Raw genomic sequence first — 18,802 nt, 5'->3', positions numbered from 1 at the left:
AAGTGGACGGGCGGCGGGTGACGGCGGGATGAACGCGGTGTCAACGAGGCACCGCCGCGGTGGCTGCAACGCTTGAACGTTGCAAAATCCCCGATCAGAGTGGCCTTTTTCCTCCGCGGGATCGACGGCCGACGACGGGCGGGATGAGGATCGCGGCGACCACGAGCAGCCCCGCCGCGAGCATGATGATCTGGGGCGTCCCCCACCCGTTCTCGGCGAGCGAGAAGGGGGCCGAGACGGCGGCCGACGTCCCTCCCGCTGCCGCCGAGACGAGGTTGCCGTTCGCGTCGTACACCGGATCGGCCGCCGTGCCGCCGGTCGTCCCCGGTGCCGTGCCGGCCGCACCCGCGTCGGTTCCACCGCCCGTCGTGCCCGCGGTGCCCGCCGCGGCGTCCGCGCTGTTCGCGCCGCCGCTCACCCCGCCCGTTCCGGTGGTCGGCGTCTCCTCCTGCGCACCGCCGGTGCCCTCGACGCACTGCGTCGCACCCTTGCGGTCGCACTCGGGCGGTGCCGGCGCGGTGAGCGCCAGCTGGTTGTTCTCCGGGGAGTCGCCGGGCTTGAAGGTCGGGTTGTTGCAGTTGTTGAAGTCGACGCCGCCCTCGGTGCCGGGGATCCTCTTGAGCACGTCGGATCCGGCCTGGACGAGGTTCATCGGCAGCGGCGAGTACCCCAGGGCGGACGCCTGCTGCTGCCCCTCGCACAGCATGTACGTGGCGAAGCGGCTCAGGGTGCGGCCCTTCTCGGGCGTGAACACCTTGTTGGTCTCGGTCGGCACGATCATGTACGAGTAGCTCGACATGGGATACGCGCGCGGATCGTTGCTGTTGTAGACCCCATCGAGGTTCTGCGTCAGATCGTTGTTGATCTGGGCCGACATCAACGCGACCGCGACGGACTGGTAGGTCGGTTCGACGTAGTACCCGGCGTTGTTGAGCATCTTGACGACGGGGAAGCCGGACTTCATCGCGTACGAGTACTCGACATAGGTGATCGCTCCCTCGCCGTAGTTCTGGCTCACGTAGCCCGCCACGCCCAGCGAACCGTTCTGCCCCTTGAAGGCGTCGGTGACCTGCGGGAACTGCGACCGCATGCCGTAGGTCCAGATGCTCCCGAACTGCTTCGACATCCACAGCGTGAACTGCGCGCTCGTGCCCGACCCGTCGGAGCGGTACACCGGCGTGATCGAGACATCGGGCATCGCGAGCGCCGGGTTGTCGGCCTGGATGGCCGGGTCGTTCCATTTCGCGATCTGGCCCGCGAAGATCTTCGTGATGACCTCGCCCGAAAGACGCAGGTTGGTGACCCGCTTGCCGCCGATCTTGAGGTTGTACATGAGCGAGGTGCCGCCGGCGACGATCGGCATGTACGCGTACCCGCTCGTGGGGTTCTCGGGCGGGGAGTTGTCCTCGGGCTGACTCTGGAAGGGGATCTCGCTGACGGCGAAGTCCACCGTCTGATTGATGAAGTCGTTCCGCCCCGCCGACGAACCGGTCCCCGAGTAGTTCACGGTCATGCCGTAGTTGTTCGCGACGTTCTTGCGCCACTGATCGAGCGCGTTCTGCGACCAGGTCGACCCCGAACCCGAGATGGGGACGTAGCCGTCGGCCTGAGCGGGAACGGGCACCAGAGCCACGAGCGTCACGACCGCGAGGATGGCCGCGGTGCGGCCCAGGCGGCGACGAAGGTTCACGACGGGTTCTCCTCGGGGGATCGGGGACGAGCGGCGGGGGCTGCGCGCCCGCCGAAGAACGGGACACGGGATGCCGTGGACAAGCGCCGCACGGCCCGCGAGTGCTGCGCGGGATCCGCGCTGATGCGACGCAGGTCTCGCGCCGACGCGGCCATCGCGGCGCGACGCTGACGGTCCGAGAGCTGACCCGGACCACGTCCGCCGATGAGGCGGGCGATGATGAAAAGCGTCAGGACGAGCAGGACGAGGGTCGCCGCCGCACCGAAGCCGCGGGCGATCATGTTCGGCTCGGGCGACTTGACGAAGTCGAAGACCTGCAGCGGAAGCGAGATCATCGGCCCCGAGAAGGGGTTGAGGTTCATCTGCGCCGTGACGCCGGAGGTCAGCAGCACGGGCGAAGTCTCGCCGATCCCTCGGGCCGTCCCGAGGATCACCGCGGTGACCAGTCCCGAGCGCGACGTCGGCAGCACGACGTTCCACACGGTGCGCCAGCGACTCGACCCGAGGGCGTACGAGGCCTCGCGGAGATTGTGGGGAACCAGGCGCAGCACCACGTCGGAGGCGCGGATGATGATGGGCAGCATCATCACGCTGATGGCGATGGATGCCGCGAAGCCCGAGCGCTCGTGGGTGATGAGGGTGACGACGGCCGCATAGACGAACAGGCCCGCCACGATCGAGGGCAGTGCCGTCATGGCATCCGACACCGTCCGCACGAAGCGCGCGAAGGGTCCGCCGACCTCGTTGAGGAACACGGCGGTCATCACGCCCAGGGGAATGGTGATGACGAGCGCGATACCGATCTGGATGAGCGTCCCCACCACGGCGTGGGCGATACCGCCCACGGTCAGGGGGTCGAGCGGGCCCGCCGTCGTCATGGTCTCGACGAAGAAGTTGCCGTGGAACAGCGCCGAGGATCCCCGGATCAGCGTGAAGAAGAGCACGAACGTCAGCGCTCCGAGCAGCAGGATCCCGGCCGAGTAGAACAGCGCCGTCACGATGCGCTCGCGCACCGCGAGGCGGTCGGCCCTCAGCGAGGACATGACCGCGTAGATGCCGAGGAACGCGATGAACGACAGCACCGCCCAGCCGATGCCGCCCGTCATCGGGGTGAGCCAGCCGAACAGCAGCGACGAGAGCGCGAGGCTCGCGGCCATGCTGCCGAGCAGGTCGAACCGATCGCCGAAGGGCACGGTGCGCAGGTCGCGGCGCTCTCCCACGTGACCGTCTCGGAGGGGAATCGTCGTGCGGATCGGCTCACGCGGCACGCCCTCGTCGGCGGTGGGCGCCTCGGGGGTGACGATCGCCATCAGGTGCTCTCCGCCCCGGATCGACTGCGAGCCACGATCGTGGACGCCGTGAAGTTCACGATGAGCGTGATGATGAACAGCACCAGGCCCGCCGCCATGAGCGCAGACAGACCGAACTGACTCGCCTCGCCGTAGCGCAGGGCGATGAGGGCCGACACCGAGTTCGTTCCCGTCTTCAGCAGTTGGGTGTTGATGGTGAAGATCGGGGAGATGATCATGACCACCGCGATCGTCTCGCCGAGCGCACGCCCGAGGCCCAGCATGGTTCCGCCGATGATCCCGCCGCGGCCGAAGGGCAGGACGACCGCGCGGATCATTCCCCAGCGCGTCGATCCGAGCGCCAGCGCCCCCTCGCGCTCCCCCAGCGGCGCCTGCGAGAACGCCTCGCGCATGACCGAGGTCTGGGTGGGCACCACCATGAGCGCGACCACGATGCCGGCGATGAACGCGGACGAGGTGAACGCCCCCGCCTCCGTGAGTCGGGTGCCCGCGGCATCCGTCACGTCGAAGATCGGAATCCAGCCGAAGTAGGTCGAGATCCACTCGGCGACCGGGATGACGTTGGCCTGCAGGAAGAACACCCCCCACAGCCCGAACACGACGCTGGGGACGGCCGCCATGAGATCGACCATGGTGATCAGGAACGACCGCAGCCGGGGCGGGACGATCTCGCTGATGAGCAGCGCCGTCCCGAGAGCCAGTGGGACGGAGATCGCCATCGCGACGAGCGCGATCGTCACGGTGCCGAACAGGACGGCGGCGACACCGAACGTCCCCGTCTCGGGCGACCACTCCTGCGTGGTGAGGAACGAGGGACCGGCGACGACGAGCGCGTCACCCGCCCGCGCCGTCAGGAACACGCCGACGGCGAGCATGACCGCCACGGTGATGATGCCGGCCGCGTAGGCTCCGCCGCGGAAGACCCGGTCGCCCACGACGGGGGCACTCCGCAGGGACCGGGGCTCCGGCGGTCCCGCCGGGCGCGACGGCAGCACCTCGGTGGTCAGATCGGTCATTCATGCTCCAGGGATCGCGGCCGCCGCAGACACTCGTTCCCGCCGATGACGGGTGGTGGCGGGCGGCGGCGGGCGGCTGTGCGAACGGCGATGCGTCTCGCTCGTCCGCCGGGAGCCGGCTCGGGTAACCGGCATGCGAGACGCTATGAGCGGGCAGTGAACGCGGCCGACCTCACCCCGCCACACGCCCTGGCCGACGGGTGAACGCTGGACGCGCGAAGGTGAACGACGGACGTCGATGGCGCCGGTGCACCGCACGCAACGCCGGAGCATGCCGTGGTCTCGCGCCACCCGGGCGCACTCCTCCCACGCGCGGGATCAGCGCGCCGGCGTGGGGGACGAAGTCGGAACGACCGTCGCCGTGGGCGACGGACTCGGCGTCGACGTGGGGGCGGGCGGCGAGACCGTGGGGCTCGGCAGCGGTGCCGCGGCGACGAGCACGCGGACGGCGCTTCCGAGCGCCACCGAACTGCCCGCGGCGGGTTCGCTCCCCAGGACGAGCCCGGGGGGCCGCTCCGAGACGACGGTCACTGTGGTCGACGTGAAGCCGGCCGCTCGCAGGTGCGCGTCCGCCGCCGCCGCATCCATGCCGGTGACGTCGGGAACCGCGTTCGAGCCGGATGCCACCGTGAGACGGACGATCGATCCCCGCACGACGGTCGTGCCCGCCGCGGGGTCGGACTCGAGGACGGTTCCCGCGGGCGCGACGTCGTCGCGCGTGCGCACGTCCCCCAGGCGGAGACCGGTCGCCGCGAGGGTCGAGTTCGCGTCGGCGACGGTGGTGAGGGCCGGGACGACCGCCGCCGCGATCGAGGCGGAGGGCGCCGCCGTCCCCGGCGTGGTCGCGGCCGTGGCGGACGGGGTCGCGGCGTCGTCGGGGGTGACGGTCTCGGCGGGGGGCGCCGTGCGTCCGGCGCCCGAGAGCAACGGCACGGCCGTGGCGGTGGCGACGAGCACGGCGATGATCGCGATGACGAGGCCCCATCCGGCGGCGCGGCGCTCGCGCGGGGGCTGCTCCTCGACGGGGGGCGGTGTCTCGGTGGCGGGAGGCGCGGATGCCGGTGCCGGTGCGGGTGCCAGTGCCCGCGTCGCTGCGGTCCTCGCCGTCGCGGCCGCCGGAGGTGCCGGCTGCGGGGCGTCGGGAGGCAGCGCCGCGAGGAGGGCGCGGCGCATCTCGTCGGCATCCGTGTACCGAAGCAAGGGATCCTTCAGCAGCGCGCGGACCACGACCCTGTCGATCGCCTGCGGGATCCCGCGTCGCCGCACCGACGGGACCGGTGGAGGCGCGTTCAGGTGCCCGCGCACGACGGCTGCTCGGTCGCCGCCCTCGAAGGGAGCTCGCCCCGTCAGGGCGAAGTAGAGCAGCCCGCCCACCTGATAGAGGTCGCCCGCGGGGCCGACCGCGCCCCCGGACAACTGCTCCGGAGAGGCGAAATGGGCGTTGCCGACGACCCCGGCCGTGGCCGTGGTGACGGAGCTGCGCAGCACGTCGTCGCCGTGAGCCGTGCGGCCCGCGGCATCGGCGAGACCGAAGTCGAGCAGCGTCGCCCGGAGTCCCCCGTCGACGCGACGTACGAGCACGTTCGCGGGCGACACGTCGCGATGGATCAGTTCGGCACGATGGGCGGCGGCGAGTCCGGACAGGACGTCCGAGCCCACATCGACGGCCTCGGCCGGGGAGAGCACGCCCTCGACGCGCACGTACTCGGCGAGCGTCCGTCCCTCCACGAGCTGCTGTGCGATCCACGCGATCGGTGTGTCACCGTCGAGGAAGGTGCCGAGGTCGACGATCGTGACGACGCAGGGGTGCGAGAGGGTGGCGATGCGCTTCGCCTCGTCGAGGAAGGCCGCGCGGACCTCGGGACTCTCGGACAGGTGCGGATGGAGGAGCTTCACGGCGACCCGGCGCCCGGTGACCGTGTCCTCCGCCGAGAACACCGACGCGGTACCGCCCGAGCCGAGGAGCCCACCGAGACGGAAGCGGCCGGCGATGACCCCCGCCCGCTCCCCGTCACCCACGGCGACGCCCGGGGGCGCGGGGACCGCGTGTCACGTCGTCCTGTCCAGCACGCGGGAACGTCGGCCGGAGGGGGTGCCGATGCTCACTCCGTCGACCACCTGCGCCGAGGCGAAGACGTTCACCGCCGTCCGACCGGCTGCCATGGCCTCCCCCGCCGACTCGTACCATCGGGCCGTCGTCACGACCGGCACCCCCGCGCTGCGCAGGATCCAACCGTGCTTGGTCGACCCGGGACCCCGGACGGCCGTCAACTGCAGGTCAGCGGCGCGGCTCTGCTCGCGCCGGGCGGCTGCGACGGCCGCCGCCGGAGAGGTATAGACCGCGGCACATCGCGCGAGTTCACGGTTGTTGGTCGCGAGTAACCGCCACACGCCGAAGACACCCAGCGAGACGATGTTCTCGCTCGGCGTCGCGACCTGGGCTTCGAGGTGCACCGCGGCCATCTCCGGGAGGAAGTACGAACGCAGCAACAACCACGCGGCGAGGCGCGGGTCGTAGTGAGAACGGAAGGTGTCGAAGATCACGCGCCCGGTGCGGGCGCGCGCGACGTCGAGTCGATCGCTCACGGAAAGCCCCTGTCTGACGGACTGAGCGTCGGACTTTCGGGTCGTCTCGAGCTGTTCCGCAGAACAGAAAGTGCCGTCCTGCCGTAGCCGCTGCGCGAGCAGGGGGTGAACGGACGGGTTACGACGTGGCAACGCTCGACGCCGCGCGTCATCACCTGCCGGGTGAACTGTCCGCGCGGGCGCGGAGGACGTTCAGAGGGTGCGTCGACCCTCGAAGGCGCGGCCGAGGGTGACCTCATCGGCGTACTCGAGGTCGCCGCCCACCGGGAGACCGGATGCCAAGCGCGTGACGCGGATCTCGAGGGTGTGCAGCAAGCGGCTGAGGTAGGTGGCCGTGGCCTCGCCCTCGAGGTTCGGATTGGTCGCGAGGATCACTTCTTGGACGGTGCCGTCGGCCAGACGCTGCATGAGCTGGGCGACGCGGAGGTCGTCGGGGCCGATGCCCGCGATGGGGCTGATCGCCCCGCCGAGCACGTGGTAGAGACCGCGGAACTCGCGTGTGCGCTCGATCGCGGCGACGTCTTTCGCGTCTTCGACCACGCAGATGAGGGCCGGGTTGCGGCGGGGGTCACGGCAGATCGAGCACCGCTCCTGTTCGGAGACGTTGCCGCAGATCTCACAGAACTTCACCTTGTCGCGGATCTCGCCGAGCAGCGTCGACAGGCGGGACACGTCGAAGCTCGGCGACTGCAGGATGTGGAATGCGATGCGCTGAGCCGACTTCGGACCGATTCCCGGGAGGCGGCCGAACTCGTCGATCAGGTCTTGGACGATGCCGTCGTACATCAGGTGAACCTCGCCGGGGGCTCGTAGGGCTCGTCGCGCAGGTACGTCGCGCCGAGCATCTGGCGGACGACGGCCTCACCGTATCGCTGGACCCCGCCGCGAAGCGGGGGCATGCGCGGAACCACGACCGGAGGAACGGGCGCATCGGGCGCTTCGTCGGCGGGCGGGATCACGTCGTCGTCGTCGACCTCGTCGGGCGCCGGCACCGACCGGGAGACCTCGGTCGAGGGAAGCACGCCACCCTCGCGGACGGCCGAGGCAGCCGCGGGCGCGACCGTCGGACGGGCCTCTTCGGGTTCGTCGTCGACGGCCAGGGCCGCGGCGGGAGATGCGACCGTCGGGGCGGCACCGGGGATCGGCGCCACCGCCCAGTCGGTCACGCTCGCCGAGTACGGTGCCGAGGACCGCGCGGGAGCGGCTGCGGTCGCTCCCACGCGGGGCGGGGCGGCCGGCGAGCCGGACCCGTTGCCGCGCGGGCCCCCCGGACCGGGGCCACCCGGGCCGTCGCCGTCGAGGCGCGCGAGATATTTCACGCGCACGCCGAGCACGGCGAGGATCGCTTGACGGAGGTCTTCGCTCGGACCGCCGTCGGCCGACCGCGTCTTGAACGCCGTCAGGTCGCTCCCCGTGCGGAAGAGGAGCGTCAGCACGTCGTCGTCGAAGGCGGCGACCGTCGCCGTCGAGACGATCAGCCACGACGGCCGACTGGCGACCTCGAGCTGAGCCAGGATCTCGGGCCACGCGTCGCGCACGTGTCCGAGCTCGATGGGCCCGACGGGGATCGCCGGCGGGGTCGGAGCGACCGGCTCGAGCGGGGAAGGGTCGGGGTCGGTGCCGGAGTCGGACACGAGGGTGTCCGACGCGGGGGCTGCTTCCGGGGTGGGGGCGGCCGGCCGGCCGGGGGCAGCCGTCGGGGCTGCCGTCGGCGCGGGAGCATTGCTTGCGCGCGTCGCGCTCGCACGGTCGGCGTCAGCGGCGGTGCCGTCGGCGGTGGGGGCGGTGTCGAACGGATGCGCCTCGTCGTGGGAGCCGGCGGCGGCGCTCGGAGCCGCTTCTCGCGCCGGGGCGCTCTGCTCGGGCGCGGCATCGACGGGACGGGGCTCGTCGTCGAGCGGCGGCGCGTCATCGTCGGTGAACGGCGGGGGCGCGTCGTCTTCGTCGGCGGGAGCGGCGCTCGGCGCGGCAGGAGACGCGGCGCTCGGCCCGGTGGCACTCGGCGCGGTAGCGCTCGGCGCGGGGGCGCTCTGACCCGCAACCGGCGGCGCGACGTCGGGCGCCGCGACATCGGGGGCCGCGACGCTCGGCGAGGCGATCGGCCTCGCAACGTCCGGAGCCGCCACGGGCGCCGCGACGTTCGGAGCAGCAGTCGGCGCCGCGACCGTCGGCGCAGCAACGGGCGGGACCGCGTTCGGCGCGGCAACCCGCGGCGACGCGATTCCCGGCGCCGCGATGCCCGGCGAAGCGATTCCCGGCGACGCGACGGCCGGTGACGCGACGGCCGGTGCGGCAGAACCGCTCTCCGGGGTCGCCGACCCCGGAGACGCGATGCGTGGCGTCGACGGAGCCGCAACGCGCGGAGCGCTGACGCCCCCCGGTGCGATGTCGGCCGCGGGAGACGCGGGCCGCCCGGTGGCGACCGGGGTCGCGGGTGCCGTCGCACGGGCAGCGTCGAGGTCGTGGATCGTCGCCGGGGACGAGCCCTGCGACACCCCGGCATGGGTGAGCACGCGGGCGACGAGCAGCTCGAGCTGCAGACGCGGCGAGGTGGCACCCGTCATCTCGTCGAGGGCGGCCACAACGAGGTCGGCGGTCCGCGATAGGCGCGCCACCCCGAACGCCATGGCCTGCCGGGCCATCCGCTCGAGCTCGTCGTCGGGAACGCCGCGCAGGACGGCGGAGGCGCCGGCACCGGTCGCCGCGACCACGATGAGGTCGCGCAGGCGCTCGAGCAGATCGTCGACGAAGCGACGCGGGTCTTGCCCGGTCTGCACCACGCGGTCGACCGCGGCGAACGCCCCGGCGCCGTCGTTCGCCGCGAAAGCGTCGACCACCTCGTCGAGGAGCTCGGAGTGGGTGTATCCCAGGAGGGCCACGGCACGCTCGTACCGCACGAGCACGTGGCCCGCGGCATCCGCGTCGCTGCCGGCGATGAGCTGATCGAGCAGCGACAGCGTGTCACGCGGCGAGCCCCCGCCGGCGCGCACGACGAGCGGCAGCACGCCGGCTTCGACTCCGACGTTCTCGCTCTCGCAGAGCTCTTGGACGTACTCGAGCATGGCGGCCGGCGGAACGAGCCGGAACGGGTAGTGGTGCGTCCGCGAACGGATCGTGCCGAGGACCTTCTCGGGCTCGGTGGTCGCGAAGATGAACTTCACGTGCGCCGGGGGCTCTTCGACGAGCTTCAGCAGGGCGTTGAAGCCCTGCTGCGTCACCATGTGCGCCTCGTCGAGGATGAAGATCTTGAACCGGTCGCGCGCGGGGGCGAAGATCGCGCGCTCGCGCAGATCGCGCGCATCGTCGACACCGTTGTGGCTGGCGGCGTCGATCTCGACCACGTCGAGCGATCCGCTTCCGCCGCGCCCCAGCTCGATGCAGCTGTCGCACGTTCCGCAGGGGGTGTCGGTCGGGCCGGCGGCGCAGTTGAGGCACCGGGCCAGGATGCGCGCCGACGTGGTCTTTCCGCAGCCGCGCGGACCCGAGAAAAGGTAGGCGTGGCCGACGCGATCGCTACGCAGGGCGGTCATCAGGGGCTCGGTCACCTGGGACTGCCCGATCATCTCGCCGAACGCCTGCGGGCGGTATCGGCGGTACAGGGCTGTCGTCACCCGACCAGCCTACGGCGTCCCTCCGACATCGCGTCCGCCGTCCGGCCCTCCGGCGGCTGCGCACCGCGTCCGCGTACGCCGGCCATCGCCGCACCGCGTGATGAGGGGCGGATCAGGGAGGAGGGGAGGACGCTGAGGTCCTTAGCATCCTCCCTTCCTCCCTCGCCCTCCGCTCGTCACCGGTCCCCGCCTCGGAAACCCGACCGCAGGAAAAACAGAACGCGGCGGCACCTCGAAAGGCACCGCCGCGTTCGAGAAGTGACGTCAGACGTCGAGACCGACCGCGACCGGCTCGTCGTCGTCACCCACGACGGGGATGGATGCCGTGACGATCGGCACGGAAGCGAGCAGCAGCGTGCCGTCCTCGCGCACCGACCCCTCGAGCTGTCGGATCGAGGGGCGCCCCGGCCGCACGGGTCCCTGCCCGTGCAGGGCGACGCGCACCGACTCGCCGGGGGCGACCGTGTACTCCACGTCGCGCACGGCGAACTCGACGGGCTCGCCGTCGCCGCTCGCGTGCAGCGTCAGAGCGGTCGCGGTCAGGGTCACGTCCAGTCGCGTGCCGTGCCAGTGCAACACGTACGACAGCTCGGGCCAGTCCGCCGGCAGGCGCGGGTCGAAGGTCAAGCGCCCGAAGTGGTCGCGCATGCCGCCGAAGCCGCTGACGAGCGCCGTCCAGACACCGCCGGCCGACGCCACGTGCACGCCGTCGGAGGCATTGTGGTGCAGGTCGCCGAGGTCGACGAACGCGGCCTGACGGAAGTACTCGAGGGCGAGGTCCTGGTATCCCACCTCGGCCGCGAGGATCGACTGCACGACCGCGGACAGCGTCGAGTCGCCCGTGGTGAGCGGGTCGTAGTACTCGAAATCGGCGAGCTTCTCGGCATCCGTGAAGTGATTCCCCTGCAGGAACAGCGCCAGCACGACATCCGCCTGCTTGAGCACCTGGTAGCGGTAGATCACCAGCGGGTGGAAGTGCAGCAGGAGGGGACGCTGGTCGGGCGGGGTGTTCTCGAGGTCCCAGATCTCGCGCTCGAGGAAGACCGCGTCCTGGGGATGGATGCCGAGCGCCGGGCTGAACGGGATGTGCATCGCCTCGGCCGCCCGGTCCCAGCGCTCGGGCTCGGACGGGTCGAGGTTCATGCGGTCGGCCATATGGGCGTACGCGTCGGGGTTGTTCTCGGCGAGCTCGCGCACGGTACGCGCGGCGAAGCGCAGGTTGAAGCGCGCCATGACGTTCGTGAACAGGTTGTCATTGACGACCGTGGTGTACTCGTCGGGACCGGTCACGCCGTGGATGTGGAACGAGTCGTGCTCCTCGCCGCCGTCGCTCGAGCGCCAGAAGCCGAGCGTCGACCACAGTCGCGCCGTGTCCACCGCGATGTCGACGCCCTCGCGGGCGAGGAACTCCTCGTCGCCGGTGGCGCGCACGTACTTCGCCAGAGCGAAGGAGACGTCGGCGTTGATGTGGTACTGCGCGGTGCCGGCGGCGTAATAGGCCGAGGCCTCTTCGCCGTTGATCGTGCGCCAGGGGAACAGCGCGCCGGCCTCATTGAGCTGGTGCGCGCGCTTCCGGGCTGCCGGGAGCATGAGATAGCGCATGCGCAGCGCGTTCCGTGCCCACAGCGGCGAGGTGTACGCGAGGAACGGCAGGACGTAGACCTCGGTGTCCCAGAAGTAGTGGCCGCTGTAGCCGGAGCCGGTGACGCCCTTGGCGGGAACGCCCTGGCCGTCGGCGCGGGCCGCGGCCTGCGCGAGCTGGAAGAGACACCAGCGCGTGGCCTGCTGCAGATCGCCGTGGCCGCCGATGCGCACGTCCGAGCGGTCCCAGAACGCCGCGTACCAGGCGATCTGCTGCTCGACGAGACCCTCGACCCCGGTCTCGCGCGCGCGGTCGAGCGTGCGACGGCACCGGTCCAGAAGCTCACCCGTGGGCACGCCCCGGGAGGTGTGGTAGCTCACGAGCTTGGTGATGGTCGTCGGGACGCCGGCCCGCGCGTCGACGCGGAAGACGTTCTTCGCGATGTCGGGCTCGATGAGCTGACGCGAGGTCCACTCGTTCGCGGTGTCGACGAGGTGATCGGCGACGACGGCGAGCGTCATCCCCGACTCGGTCACCTCGTAGCTCAGCGCGGAACGGTCGCCGTCCTGCCAGTACTCGCGCGGCTGGAGCACGCGGTCGCTGAGCTTCTCGGTCTTCCGCGGGTCGAATCCGGCCTGCTTGGATGCCATCGGCGAACCGCCGTAGATCCCCTCGCCGTCCTGCCGGTTCAGTAGCTGGCTGCTCACCGAGACGGGTGCATCCGAATCGAGCACCGTGACGGTGAGTCGCAGCACCGCGAGGTGCTTCTCGTCGAACGAGACGAACCGCTCGTCCTCGATCCGCACGTGCTTGCCCGCGGGCGTGACCCACAGCAGGCTCCGGCGCAGGATGCCCTGACGCATGTCGAGCACGCGCTCGTACTCGCGCACGTCGGCGACGTCGAGCGAGAGCGGCTCGTCGTCGACGTAGACGCGCATGACCTTGGCATCCGGTGCGTTGATGATCGTCTGGCCGACCTCGGCGAAGCCGTACGCCTGCTCCGCGTGACGGATCGGGAACGTCTCGTGGAAGCCGTTGATGAACGTGCCCTGCTCGTGCGCGAAACGCCCCTCGATGGGATTTCCGCGCAGGCCGAGGTAGCCGTTGCCGACCGAGAAGAGGGTTTCGGTGACACCCACGTCGTCGACCGAGAACTCGGTCTCGATGAGGCGCCATTCGTCGATGGGGAAACGATCGCGATCGATCATCGGGCGTGCCTTCCAGTGGCGAGGTACGGGTCAGCTCGCGCGCGGGACTCGGGTGTGCGCGCGAGGGATGGAGCTCAGGATGCCGCGAGGCGACGGCTCAGTCTACGAACGCCGCGAGGTCGTCGACGACCACCGTGGCACCCGCCGCCGTGAGATCGTCGGCTCCGACGCCGCGATCCACGCCCACGACCACCGCGTACCCGGCTGCGGCCGCGGAACGCACGCCGCTCAGCGCGTCTTCGACGGCGACCGATCGCGCGGGATCGACGCCCAGCAGGCGGGCCGCTTCGGCGAACACGTCGGGAGCCGGCTTGGAGGCCAGGTGGTCGCGCTCGGCGATGACCCCGTCCATGACGACGGGGAAGCGGTCGCGCAGCCCCGCGGCCTCGAGCACCTCGACGGCGTTCTTCGAACTCGACACGACGGCGATCGGAGTGCCCGCGGCCTGAAGGACGTCGAGCAGGGCGACGGATCCCGGGTACGGCGCGATGCCCTCGGCGCGGAGGATGCGCGAGAACACGGTGTTCTTGCGGTTGCCGACACCGCAGACGGTGTCTTCGGACGGGTCGTCAGACGGATCGCCCCACGGCACCTCGACGTCGCGGCTGCGCAGCAGGCTCGCGACGCCGTCGTAGCGCTTCTTGCCGTCGACGTACTCGAAGTAGTCGCGATCGGTGTACCGCGGCTCGATGTTCCACGCCGCGAAGAGCTCGTCGAACATCTCTTTCCAGGCCCGCATGTGGACCTCGGCGGTCGGCGTCAGCACGCCGTCGAGATCGAACAGCACGCCCTCGTACGAGGTGAGGTCGGGCAGGGCGGGGGTGTCGGTCACGGCATGCTCCCGGTCGGCGGAATGGTCGGCGAGACGTGCTCAGCGTAGTGGCGAGGGGTGACTCACGAGGTGACCGACAGCGTCTGACGGGCGATCTCGAGCTCCTCGTTCGTGGGAACCACGAGCACCTCGACACGCGAGGAGTCGGACGAGATCCGGCGGATGCCGCGTTCCCGCGTCGCATTGCGGTCGGGGTCGATCTCGACGCCCGCGAAGCCGAGGGTCGCCATGGCCTCCTCGCGCACGCGGATCGAGTTCTCCCCCACCCCGGCGGTGAAGGAGATCACGTCGACCCCGTCGAGCTGGGCGAGGTACGCCCCCGCGTAGGCGCGGAGCCGGTGGACGTAGACGTCGAAGGCGAGTTGCGCCGCCGGGTCTCCGGCGTCCCTCCGCTCACCGATGTCGCGCATGTCGCTCACGCCCGCGAGGCCCAGGAGCCCGGAGCGCTTATTGAGCAGCGTGTCGAGGTCGGCGATCGACATGTCGGCGCGGCGGGCGAGCTGGAACAGCACGGCGGGGTCGAGGTCGCCCGAGCGCGTACCCATGACGAGTCCCTCGAGCGGCGTGAGGCCCATCGACGTGTCGACCGACCGACCGCCCTCGATGGCGGCGACCGAGGCACCGTTCCCGAGGTGGAAGACGATCTGCTTCAGCTCGCCGAGCGGGCGCCCGACGAAGGCCGCGGCGGCCTCGCTGACGAACTTGTGGCTCGTGCCGTGGAAGCCGTACCGGCGGATGCGGTGGGCCTCGGCGATCTCGCGATCGATCGCGTAGGTGTAGGCCTCGGGAGCGAGCGACTGGTGGAACGCGGTGTCGAAGACGGCGACGTGCGGCACGTCGGGGAAAGCCTTCTTCGCCGCAACGATGCCGGCGAGGTTCGCCGGGTTGTGCAGGGGGGCGAGCACCGAGAGCTCGTCGATGTTGATCTCGACGAGCGGCGTCACGACGGTGGGCTCGAAGAACCGCGCCCCGCCGTGGACCACGCGGTGACCGACGGCGACGGGCGAATGCTCGTCGAGCGAGGGGCCGTGCGCGGCGAATGCGTCGAGCATGACGGCGAATCCCGCGGTGTGGTCGGGGATCTCGCGCTCGATCGTGTACGTGGCCTCCGTCACCGTCGGCGCGGGGTCATCGGGGGCGGCCAGGGCTGCGGCGGCGACGGTGTGCTTCGCGACGCCGGTACCCTCACCGATGCGCTCGACGAGCCCCGAAGCCAGGACCTGTTCGCGGTCCATGTCGAGCAGCTGGTACTTGAATGACGACGACCCGCTGTTGACGACGAGCACCACGCTCACTTGCTGCTCCCCTGCGCCTGGATCGCGGTGATCGCGATGGTGTTGACGATGTCGTCGACGAGGGCGCCGCGGGACAGGTCGTTGATCGGCTTGTTCAACCCCTGGAGGACCGGCCCGATGGCGACGGCTCCGGCCGAGCGCTGCACGGCCTTGTAGGTGTTGTTGCCGGTGTTGAGATCGGGGAAGACGAAGACCGTGGCGCGACCGGCGACCTCCGAGCCCGGCATCTTCGCCTTCGCCACGGCCGCGTCGGCCGCGGCGTCGTACTGGATCGGACCTTCGACGAGGAGCTCCGGCGCGCGTTCGCGGACGAGGGCTGTCGCGGCACGGACCTTCTCGACGTCGGCGCCGGTGCCCGATTCGCCCGTCGAGTACGAGAGCATCGCCACGCGCGGCTCGATGCCGAACTGCTCGGCCGTGGCCGCGGACGACACCGCGATGTCGGCCAGCTGCTCACTGGTCGGGTCGGGGATGACAGCGCAGTCGCCGTAGACGAGGACGCGGTCGGCGAGGGCCATGAGGAAGACGCTCGAGACGACCGAGACGCCCGGGGCCGTCTTGATGATCTCGAAGGCGGGGCGGATGGTGTGGGCCGTCGTGTGGGCGGCGCCCGAGACCATGCCGTCGGCGAGGCCGAGGTGCACCATGAGCGTGCCGAAATACGACACGTCCGTGACGGTGTCGGCTGCCTGGGCGTACGTGACGCCCTTGTGCGCACGGAGACGGGCGTACTCGGTCGCGAACTTGTCGACGTGCACGGCATCGAAGGGGCTGAGCACCTCGGCATCGCGGATGTCGATGCCGAGCTCGATCGCGCGCCCGCGGACCTCGATCGGCTCGCCGAGGATCGTGAGGTCGGCGATACCCCGCGAGAGCACGGTGGCCGCCGCCCGGAGCACACGGTCGTCGGTGCCCTCGGGCAGCACGATGCGGCGCCGGTCGGTGCGCGCCCGGTCGACGAGGCCGTACTCGAACATCAGCGGGGTGACGACGCTGGGGCGGGCGACGCCGAGTTCGCGGGTGAGCAGTGCGGTGTCGACGTGCCGCTCGAACATCGCGAGCGCGGTGTCGTAACGACGCTGCGAGTCGGCGGCGAGGCGACCGCGCGTGTTCATGATGCGGACGGCCGTGTCGTAGGTGCCGAGGTCGGTGGCGATGATCGGCAGGGGCGAGCCGAGGCCGTCGATGAGCCGGACGATCGGATCGGGCAGCTCGAACCCGCCGTTGAGGACGATGCCGGCGAGCGACGGGAACGTCCCCGAGGCGTTGGCGAGGAGCGTGGCGAGCAGGACCTCACTGCGGTCGGCGGGGATGACGATGACGGCCGACTCTTTGAGCCGCGGGAGGACGTTGACCATCGACATCCCGGCCACGACCACCCCGAGCACCTCACGGGTGAGCAGCTCGGGGTCGCCCTTGATGAGTTCACCCTTGACCGAGCGCAGGACGCCGCGCATGGACGGGGCGATGAGGAAGCGGTCTTCGGGGAGAGCCCACACCGGCACGGGCCGACGCTCGGCCGACGGGGTGACGGGAACGGTGTCGATGACCTGACGAACGGATGCCACGACACCGTCGAGCCGTTCGGGGTCGGCGCGGTTCACGATGACGGCGAACACTTCGGCGCGCTCGTGCAGGAGTTCGGCGACCGCGAGCGACGCGATCTGACCGACCTCGTGCGGGGTCCGCGCGACCGACAGGCCGAGCGTCTCGCCCTGACCCTGCTGGGCACGACCGCCGAGGACGAGAAGCACCGGGGCACCGAGATTGGCCGCGATCCGCGCGTTGTAGGCGAGCTCGGCGGGGCTGCCGACGTCGGTGTAGTCACTGCCGATGACGACCACCGCGTCGCACTGCGCCTCGACGGCCTTATAGCGCTCGACGATGCGACCGAGGGCCGCGTCGGCGTCGTCGCGGACGTCGTCGTAGGTCACGCCGACGCAGTCGTCGTAGGCGAGGTCGACGCCGTCGTGATCGAGCAGCATCTCGAGCACGTAGTCGCGCTCGGCCGTGGATCGGGCGATCGGGCGGAACACCCCCACGCGCGGGGTGACGCGACTGAGGGCGTCGAGGACACCCAGAGCCACGGTGGATTTGCCCGAGTGCCCCTCGGCCGACGTGATGTAGATGCTCTGCGTCACGTGTTCCAGCCTATTGCGGAGCCCCGACATCGCTCCGTGGTTGCTTCGGCGTCGAGGGATACCTCAGGTGCGCGCCCGCCGCCTCGAGATCGGCCGCCAACGGGGTCGCCGGGTCGAGGTCGGCGACGATTCCCGTCACTCCGTCGAGGGGAAGGATGCCGAAGCGCGAGGCCGCACCCAGCTTCTCCTCGCTCGCGAGCACGAATGTCTCGGCGGCCCGCTCGGCGAGGACGCGCTTCATCGCCGCCTCGTCGGCATCCCCCGTCGTCAACCCCGCCGCGGGGTGTACGCCCGTCACGCCCAGGAAGAAGATGTCGGCGCTGATCCTCTGGGCGGCCTCGACCGCCGCGGAGCCGCACGCGACCGCGGAGTGCTTGAACACCCGGCCGCCGATCACGACGACCTCGGCGTCGTGGTGCAGGAGGGCGGCGGCGATGGTCGGCGAGTGCGTGATCACGGTGCCGGCGAACGAGCGGGGCAGCGCGTCCACGAGCGCCAGAGTGGTCGTTCCGCCGTCGAGGAGCACTGTGGCACCGGGTTCGATCAGCTCGGCCGCGGCCGCGGCGACGCGGGCCTTGCTCGATCGCGCCACCCTCCCCCGCGCGTCGTAGTCGGCGACCGCCGGCGAGGCCGGAAGAGCCCCGCCGTAGACGCGGACGGCGAGGCCGGCGGCATCCAGTTCTCGGAGGTCACGACGGATGCTGTCTTCGGAAAGACCGAGTTCGAGCGCGACGTCTTTCACGACGAGGCGACCGTCGCGATGTAGTCGCTCGAGCAGGGCGTCTTTCCGGGCGGCGGCGAGCATCACGCTTCACATTCTTGCACGTTTCTGCACTATCGTTCCGAATCATGAACGATCCGCTCCCCGGCACCACCGTCCCCGACCACCGTGGTCGCACCGGCCTGCACCTCACCGGCCGCGACCTCGACCGCAATCCCCGCGTCGAGGTGACCGACGTCGAGCTCCTCGCCGCCGGATGGCACGTGCTGCGCGCGACGACCTTCCGGTACCGCGGCGACGACGGCGAGTGGGTCACACAGAAACGCGAGACGTACGACCGCGGCAACGGCGCGACGATCCTGCTCTACGACCCCGCGCGGCGGACCGTGCTGCTCACGCGGCAGTTCCGCTACCCCGTCTACGTCAACGACCACCCCGACGGCATGCTCATCGAGACCGCGGCGGGCCTCCTCGACGACGACGATCCGCTCACCGCGATCCGCCGCGAGGCCGAAGAGGAGACGGGCGTCCGCGTCGACGAGGTCCAGCACGTGTTCGACGTGTACATGAGCCCCGGCTCGGTCACCGAGCGCCTGCACTTCTTCGCCGCGGCGTACGACGGCTCGACACGCGTGGGCGATCGGGGCGGCCTCGAGGAGGAGGGCGAGGAGATCGAGATCCTCGAATTCGGCATCGACGACGCGCTCCAGCGCATCCGCGACGGCGAGATCCAGGATGCCAAGACCATCATGCTGCTGCAGTGGGCGGTGCTCGACGGACCGTTCGCCCGGCGCAGCTGAGCTTCCACGG

13 protein-coding genes are annotated in these 18,802 nt (G+C 70.9%); 1 reads left to right on the top strand and 12 read right to left on the bottom strand.

Features of this window, described 5'->3' with window-relative positions; all coding sequences use genetic code 11:
- Positions 1 to 94: 94 nt before the first annotated feature.
- The 12 genes from pstS to ACMW4R_RS17275 all read right to left on the bottom strand — a co-directional run bounded on the left by pstS (position 95) and on the right by ACMW4R_RS17275 (position 18,076).
- The gene (gene pstS / locus ACMW4R_RS17330) at positions 95 to 1,690 is read right to left on the bottom strand and encodes a phosphate ABC transporter substrate-binding protein PstS (protein ID WP_153001474.1); all 1,596 of its coding nucleotides are present in this window, start codon (positions 1,688 to 1,690) and stop codon (positions 95 to 97) included.
- Entirely contained in the window at positions 1,687 to 3,000 is a 1,314-nt protein-coding gene (gene pstA / locus ACMW4R_RS17325) for a phosphate ABC transporter permease PstA (RefSeq protein ID WP_058597899.1), read from the bottom strand. The genes pstS and pstA overlap by 4 nt, the downstream gene beginning before the upstream one ends.
- The gene (gene pstC, locus ACMW4R_RS17320; RefSeq protein ID WP_058615253.1) at positions 3,000 to 4,016 is read right to left on the bottom strand and encodes a phosphate ABC transporter permease subunit PstC; all 1,017 of its coding nucleotides are present in this window, start codon (positions 4,014 to 4,016) and stop codon (positions 3,000 to 3,002) included. Before pstC ends, pstA begins: the two co-directional genes overlap by 1 nt.
- A 318-nt stretch (positions 4,017 to 4,334) precedes the next feature.
- Entirely contained in the window at positions 4,335 to 6,035 is a 1,701-nt protein-coding gene (locus ACMW4R_RS17315) for a protein kinase domain-containing protein (RefSeq protein ID WP_418300531.1), read from the bottom strand.
- A gap of 30 nt (positions 6,036 to 6,065) precedes the next feature.
- Positions 6,066 to 6,602, bottom strand: a complete 537-nt coding sequence (locus ACMW4R_RS17310) for a hypothetical protein (protein ID WP_058615255.1) — start codon at positions 6,600 to 6,602, stop codon at positions 6,066 to 6,068.
- 192 nt (positions 6,603 to 6,794) lie between these two features.
- Entirely contained in the window at positions 6,795 to 7,388 is a 594-nt protein-coding gene (recR, locus tag ACMW4R_RS17305; RefSeq protein ID WP_058232585.1) for a recombination mediator RecR, read from the bottom strand.
- Positions 7,388 to 10,213, bottom strand: coding sequence for a DNA polymerase III subunit gamma and tau (locus ACMW4R_RS17300; protein WP_418300530.1), 2,826 nt, complete (start codon positions 10,211 to 10,213; stop codon positions 7,388 to 7,390). The genes recR and ACMW4R_RS17300 overlap by 1 nt, the downstream gene beginning before the upstream one ends.
- A 264-nt stretch (positions 10,214 to 10,477) precedes the next feature.
- Positions 10,478 to 13,003: a glycoside hydrolase family 65 protein gene (locus ACMW4R_RS17295; protein ID WP_418300529.1), complete on the bottom strand. Its 2,526-nt coding sequence runs from the start codon at positions 13,001 to 13,003 to the stop codon at positions 10,478 to 10,480.
- 97 nt (positions 13,004 to 13,100) lie between these two features.
- Positions 13,101 to 13,835 (bottom strand): HAD family hydrolase, encoded by a 735-nt coding sequence (locus ACMW4R_RS17290; protein ID WP_418300528.1) that lies wholly within the window; start codon positions 13,833 to 13,835, stop codon positions 13,101 to 13,103.
- Positions 13,836 to 13,897: 62 nt separating this feature from the next.
- Complete coding sequence (locus tag ACMW4R_RS17285) at positions 13,898 to 15,130, bottom strand: acetate/propionate family kinase (protein WP_058597964.1); 1,233 nt, start codon at positions 15,128 to 15,130, stop codon at positions 13,898 to 13,900.
- Complete coding sequence (pta, locus tag ACMW4R_RS17280) at positions 15,127 to 17,271, bottom strand: phosphate acetyltransferase (protein ID WP_418300527.1); 2,145 nt, start codon at positions 17,269 to 17,271, stop codon at positions 15,127 to 15,129. The genes ACMW4R_RS17285 and pta overlap by 4 nt, the downstream gene beginning before the upstream one ends.
- Positions 17,272 to 17,281: 10 nt before the next feature.
- Positions 17,282 to 18,076: a DeoR/GlpR family DNA-binding transcription regulator gene (locus tag ACMW4R_RS17275; RefSeq protein ID WP_058597966.1), complete on the bottom strand. Its 795-nt coding sequence runs from the start codon at positions 18,074 to 18,076 to the stop codon at positions 17,282 to 17,284.
- A 44-nt stretch (positions 18,077 to 18,120) separates the two neighbouring features.
- On the opposite strand from ACMW4R_RS17275, the gene ACMW4R_RS17270 reads away from it, so the two are divergent.
- Complete coding sequence (locus tag ACMW4R_RS17270) at positions 18,121 to 18,792, top strand: NUDIX domain-containing protein (protein WP_418300526.1); 672 nt, start codon at positions 18,121 to 18,123, stop codon at positions 18,790 to 18,792.
- Positions 18,793 to 18,802: the final 10 nt, after the last annotated feature.

Origin of the sequence: Microbacterium sp. S1037 (assembly GCF_048381605.1) — a bacterium.
Classification (GTDB): Bacteria; Actinomycetota; Actinomycetes; order Actinomycetales; family Microbacteriaceae; genus Microbacterium; species Microbacterium testaceum_B.
The sequence above is the reverse complement of the archived record's forward strand: the minus strand, read 5'-3'. Positions and strand labels throughout refer to the sequence as shown.

What these genes read in the sequence shown, in the direction of transcription:
- pstA (WP_058597899.1), bottom strand. Translation starts at nt 3,000, where the DNA reads ATGGCGATCGTCACCCCCGAGGCGCCCACCGCCGACGAGGGCGTGCCG.
- pstC (WP_058615253.1), bottom strand. Translation starts at nt 4,016, where the DNA reads ATGACCGATCTGACCACCGAGGTGCTGCCGTCGCGCCCGGCGGGACCG.
- recR (WP_058232585.1), bottom strand. Translation starts at nt 7,388, where the DNA reads ATGTACGACGGCATCGTCCAAGACCTGATCGACGAGTTCGGCCGCCTC.
- ACMW4R_RS17295 (WP_418300529.1), bottom strand. Translation starts at nt 13,003, where the DNA reads ATGATCGATCGCGATCGTTTCCCCATCGACGAATGGCGCCTCATCGAG.
- ACMW4R_RS17275 (WP_058597966.1), bottom strand. Translation starts at nt 18,076, where the DNA reads ATGCTCGCCGCCGCCCGGAAAGACGCCCTGCTCGAGCGACTACATCGC.
- ACMW4R_RS17270 (WP_418300526.1), top strand. Translation starts at nt 18,121, where the DNA reads ATGAACGATCCGCTCCCCGGCACCACCGTCCCCGACCACCGTGGTCGC.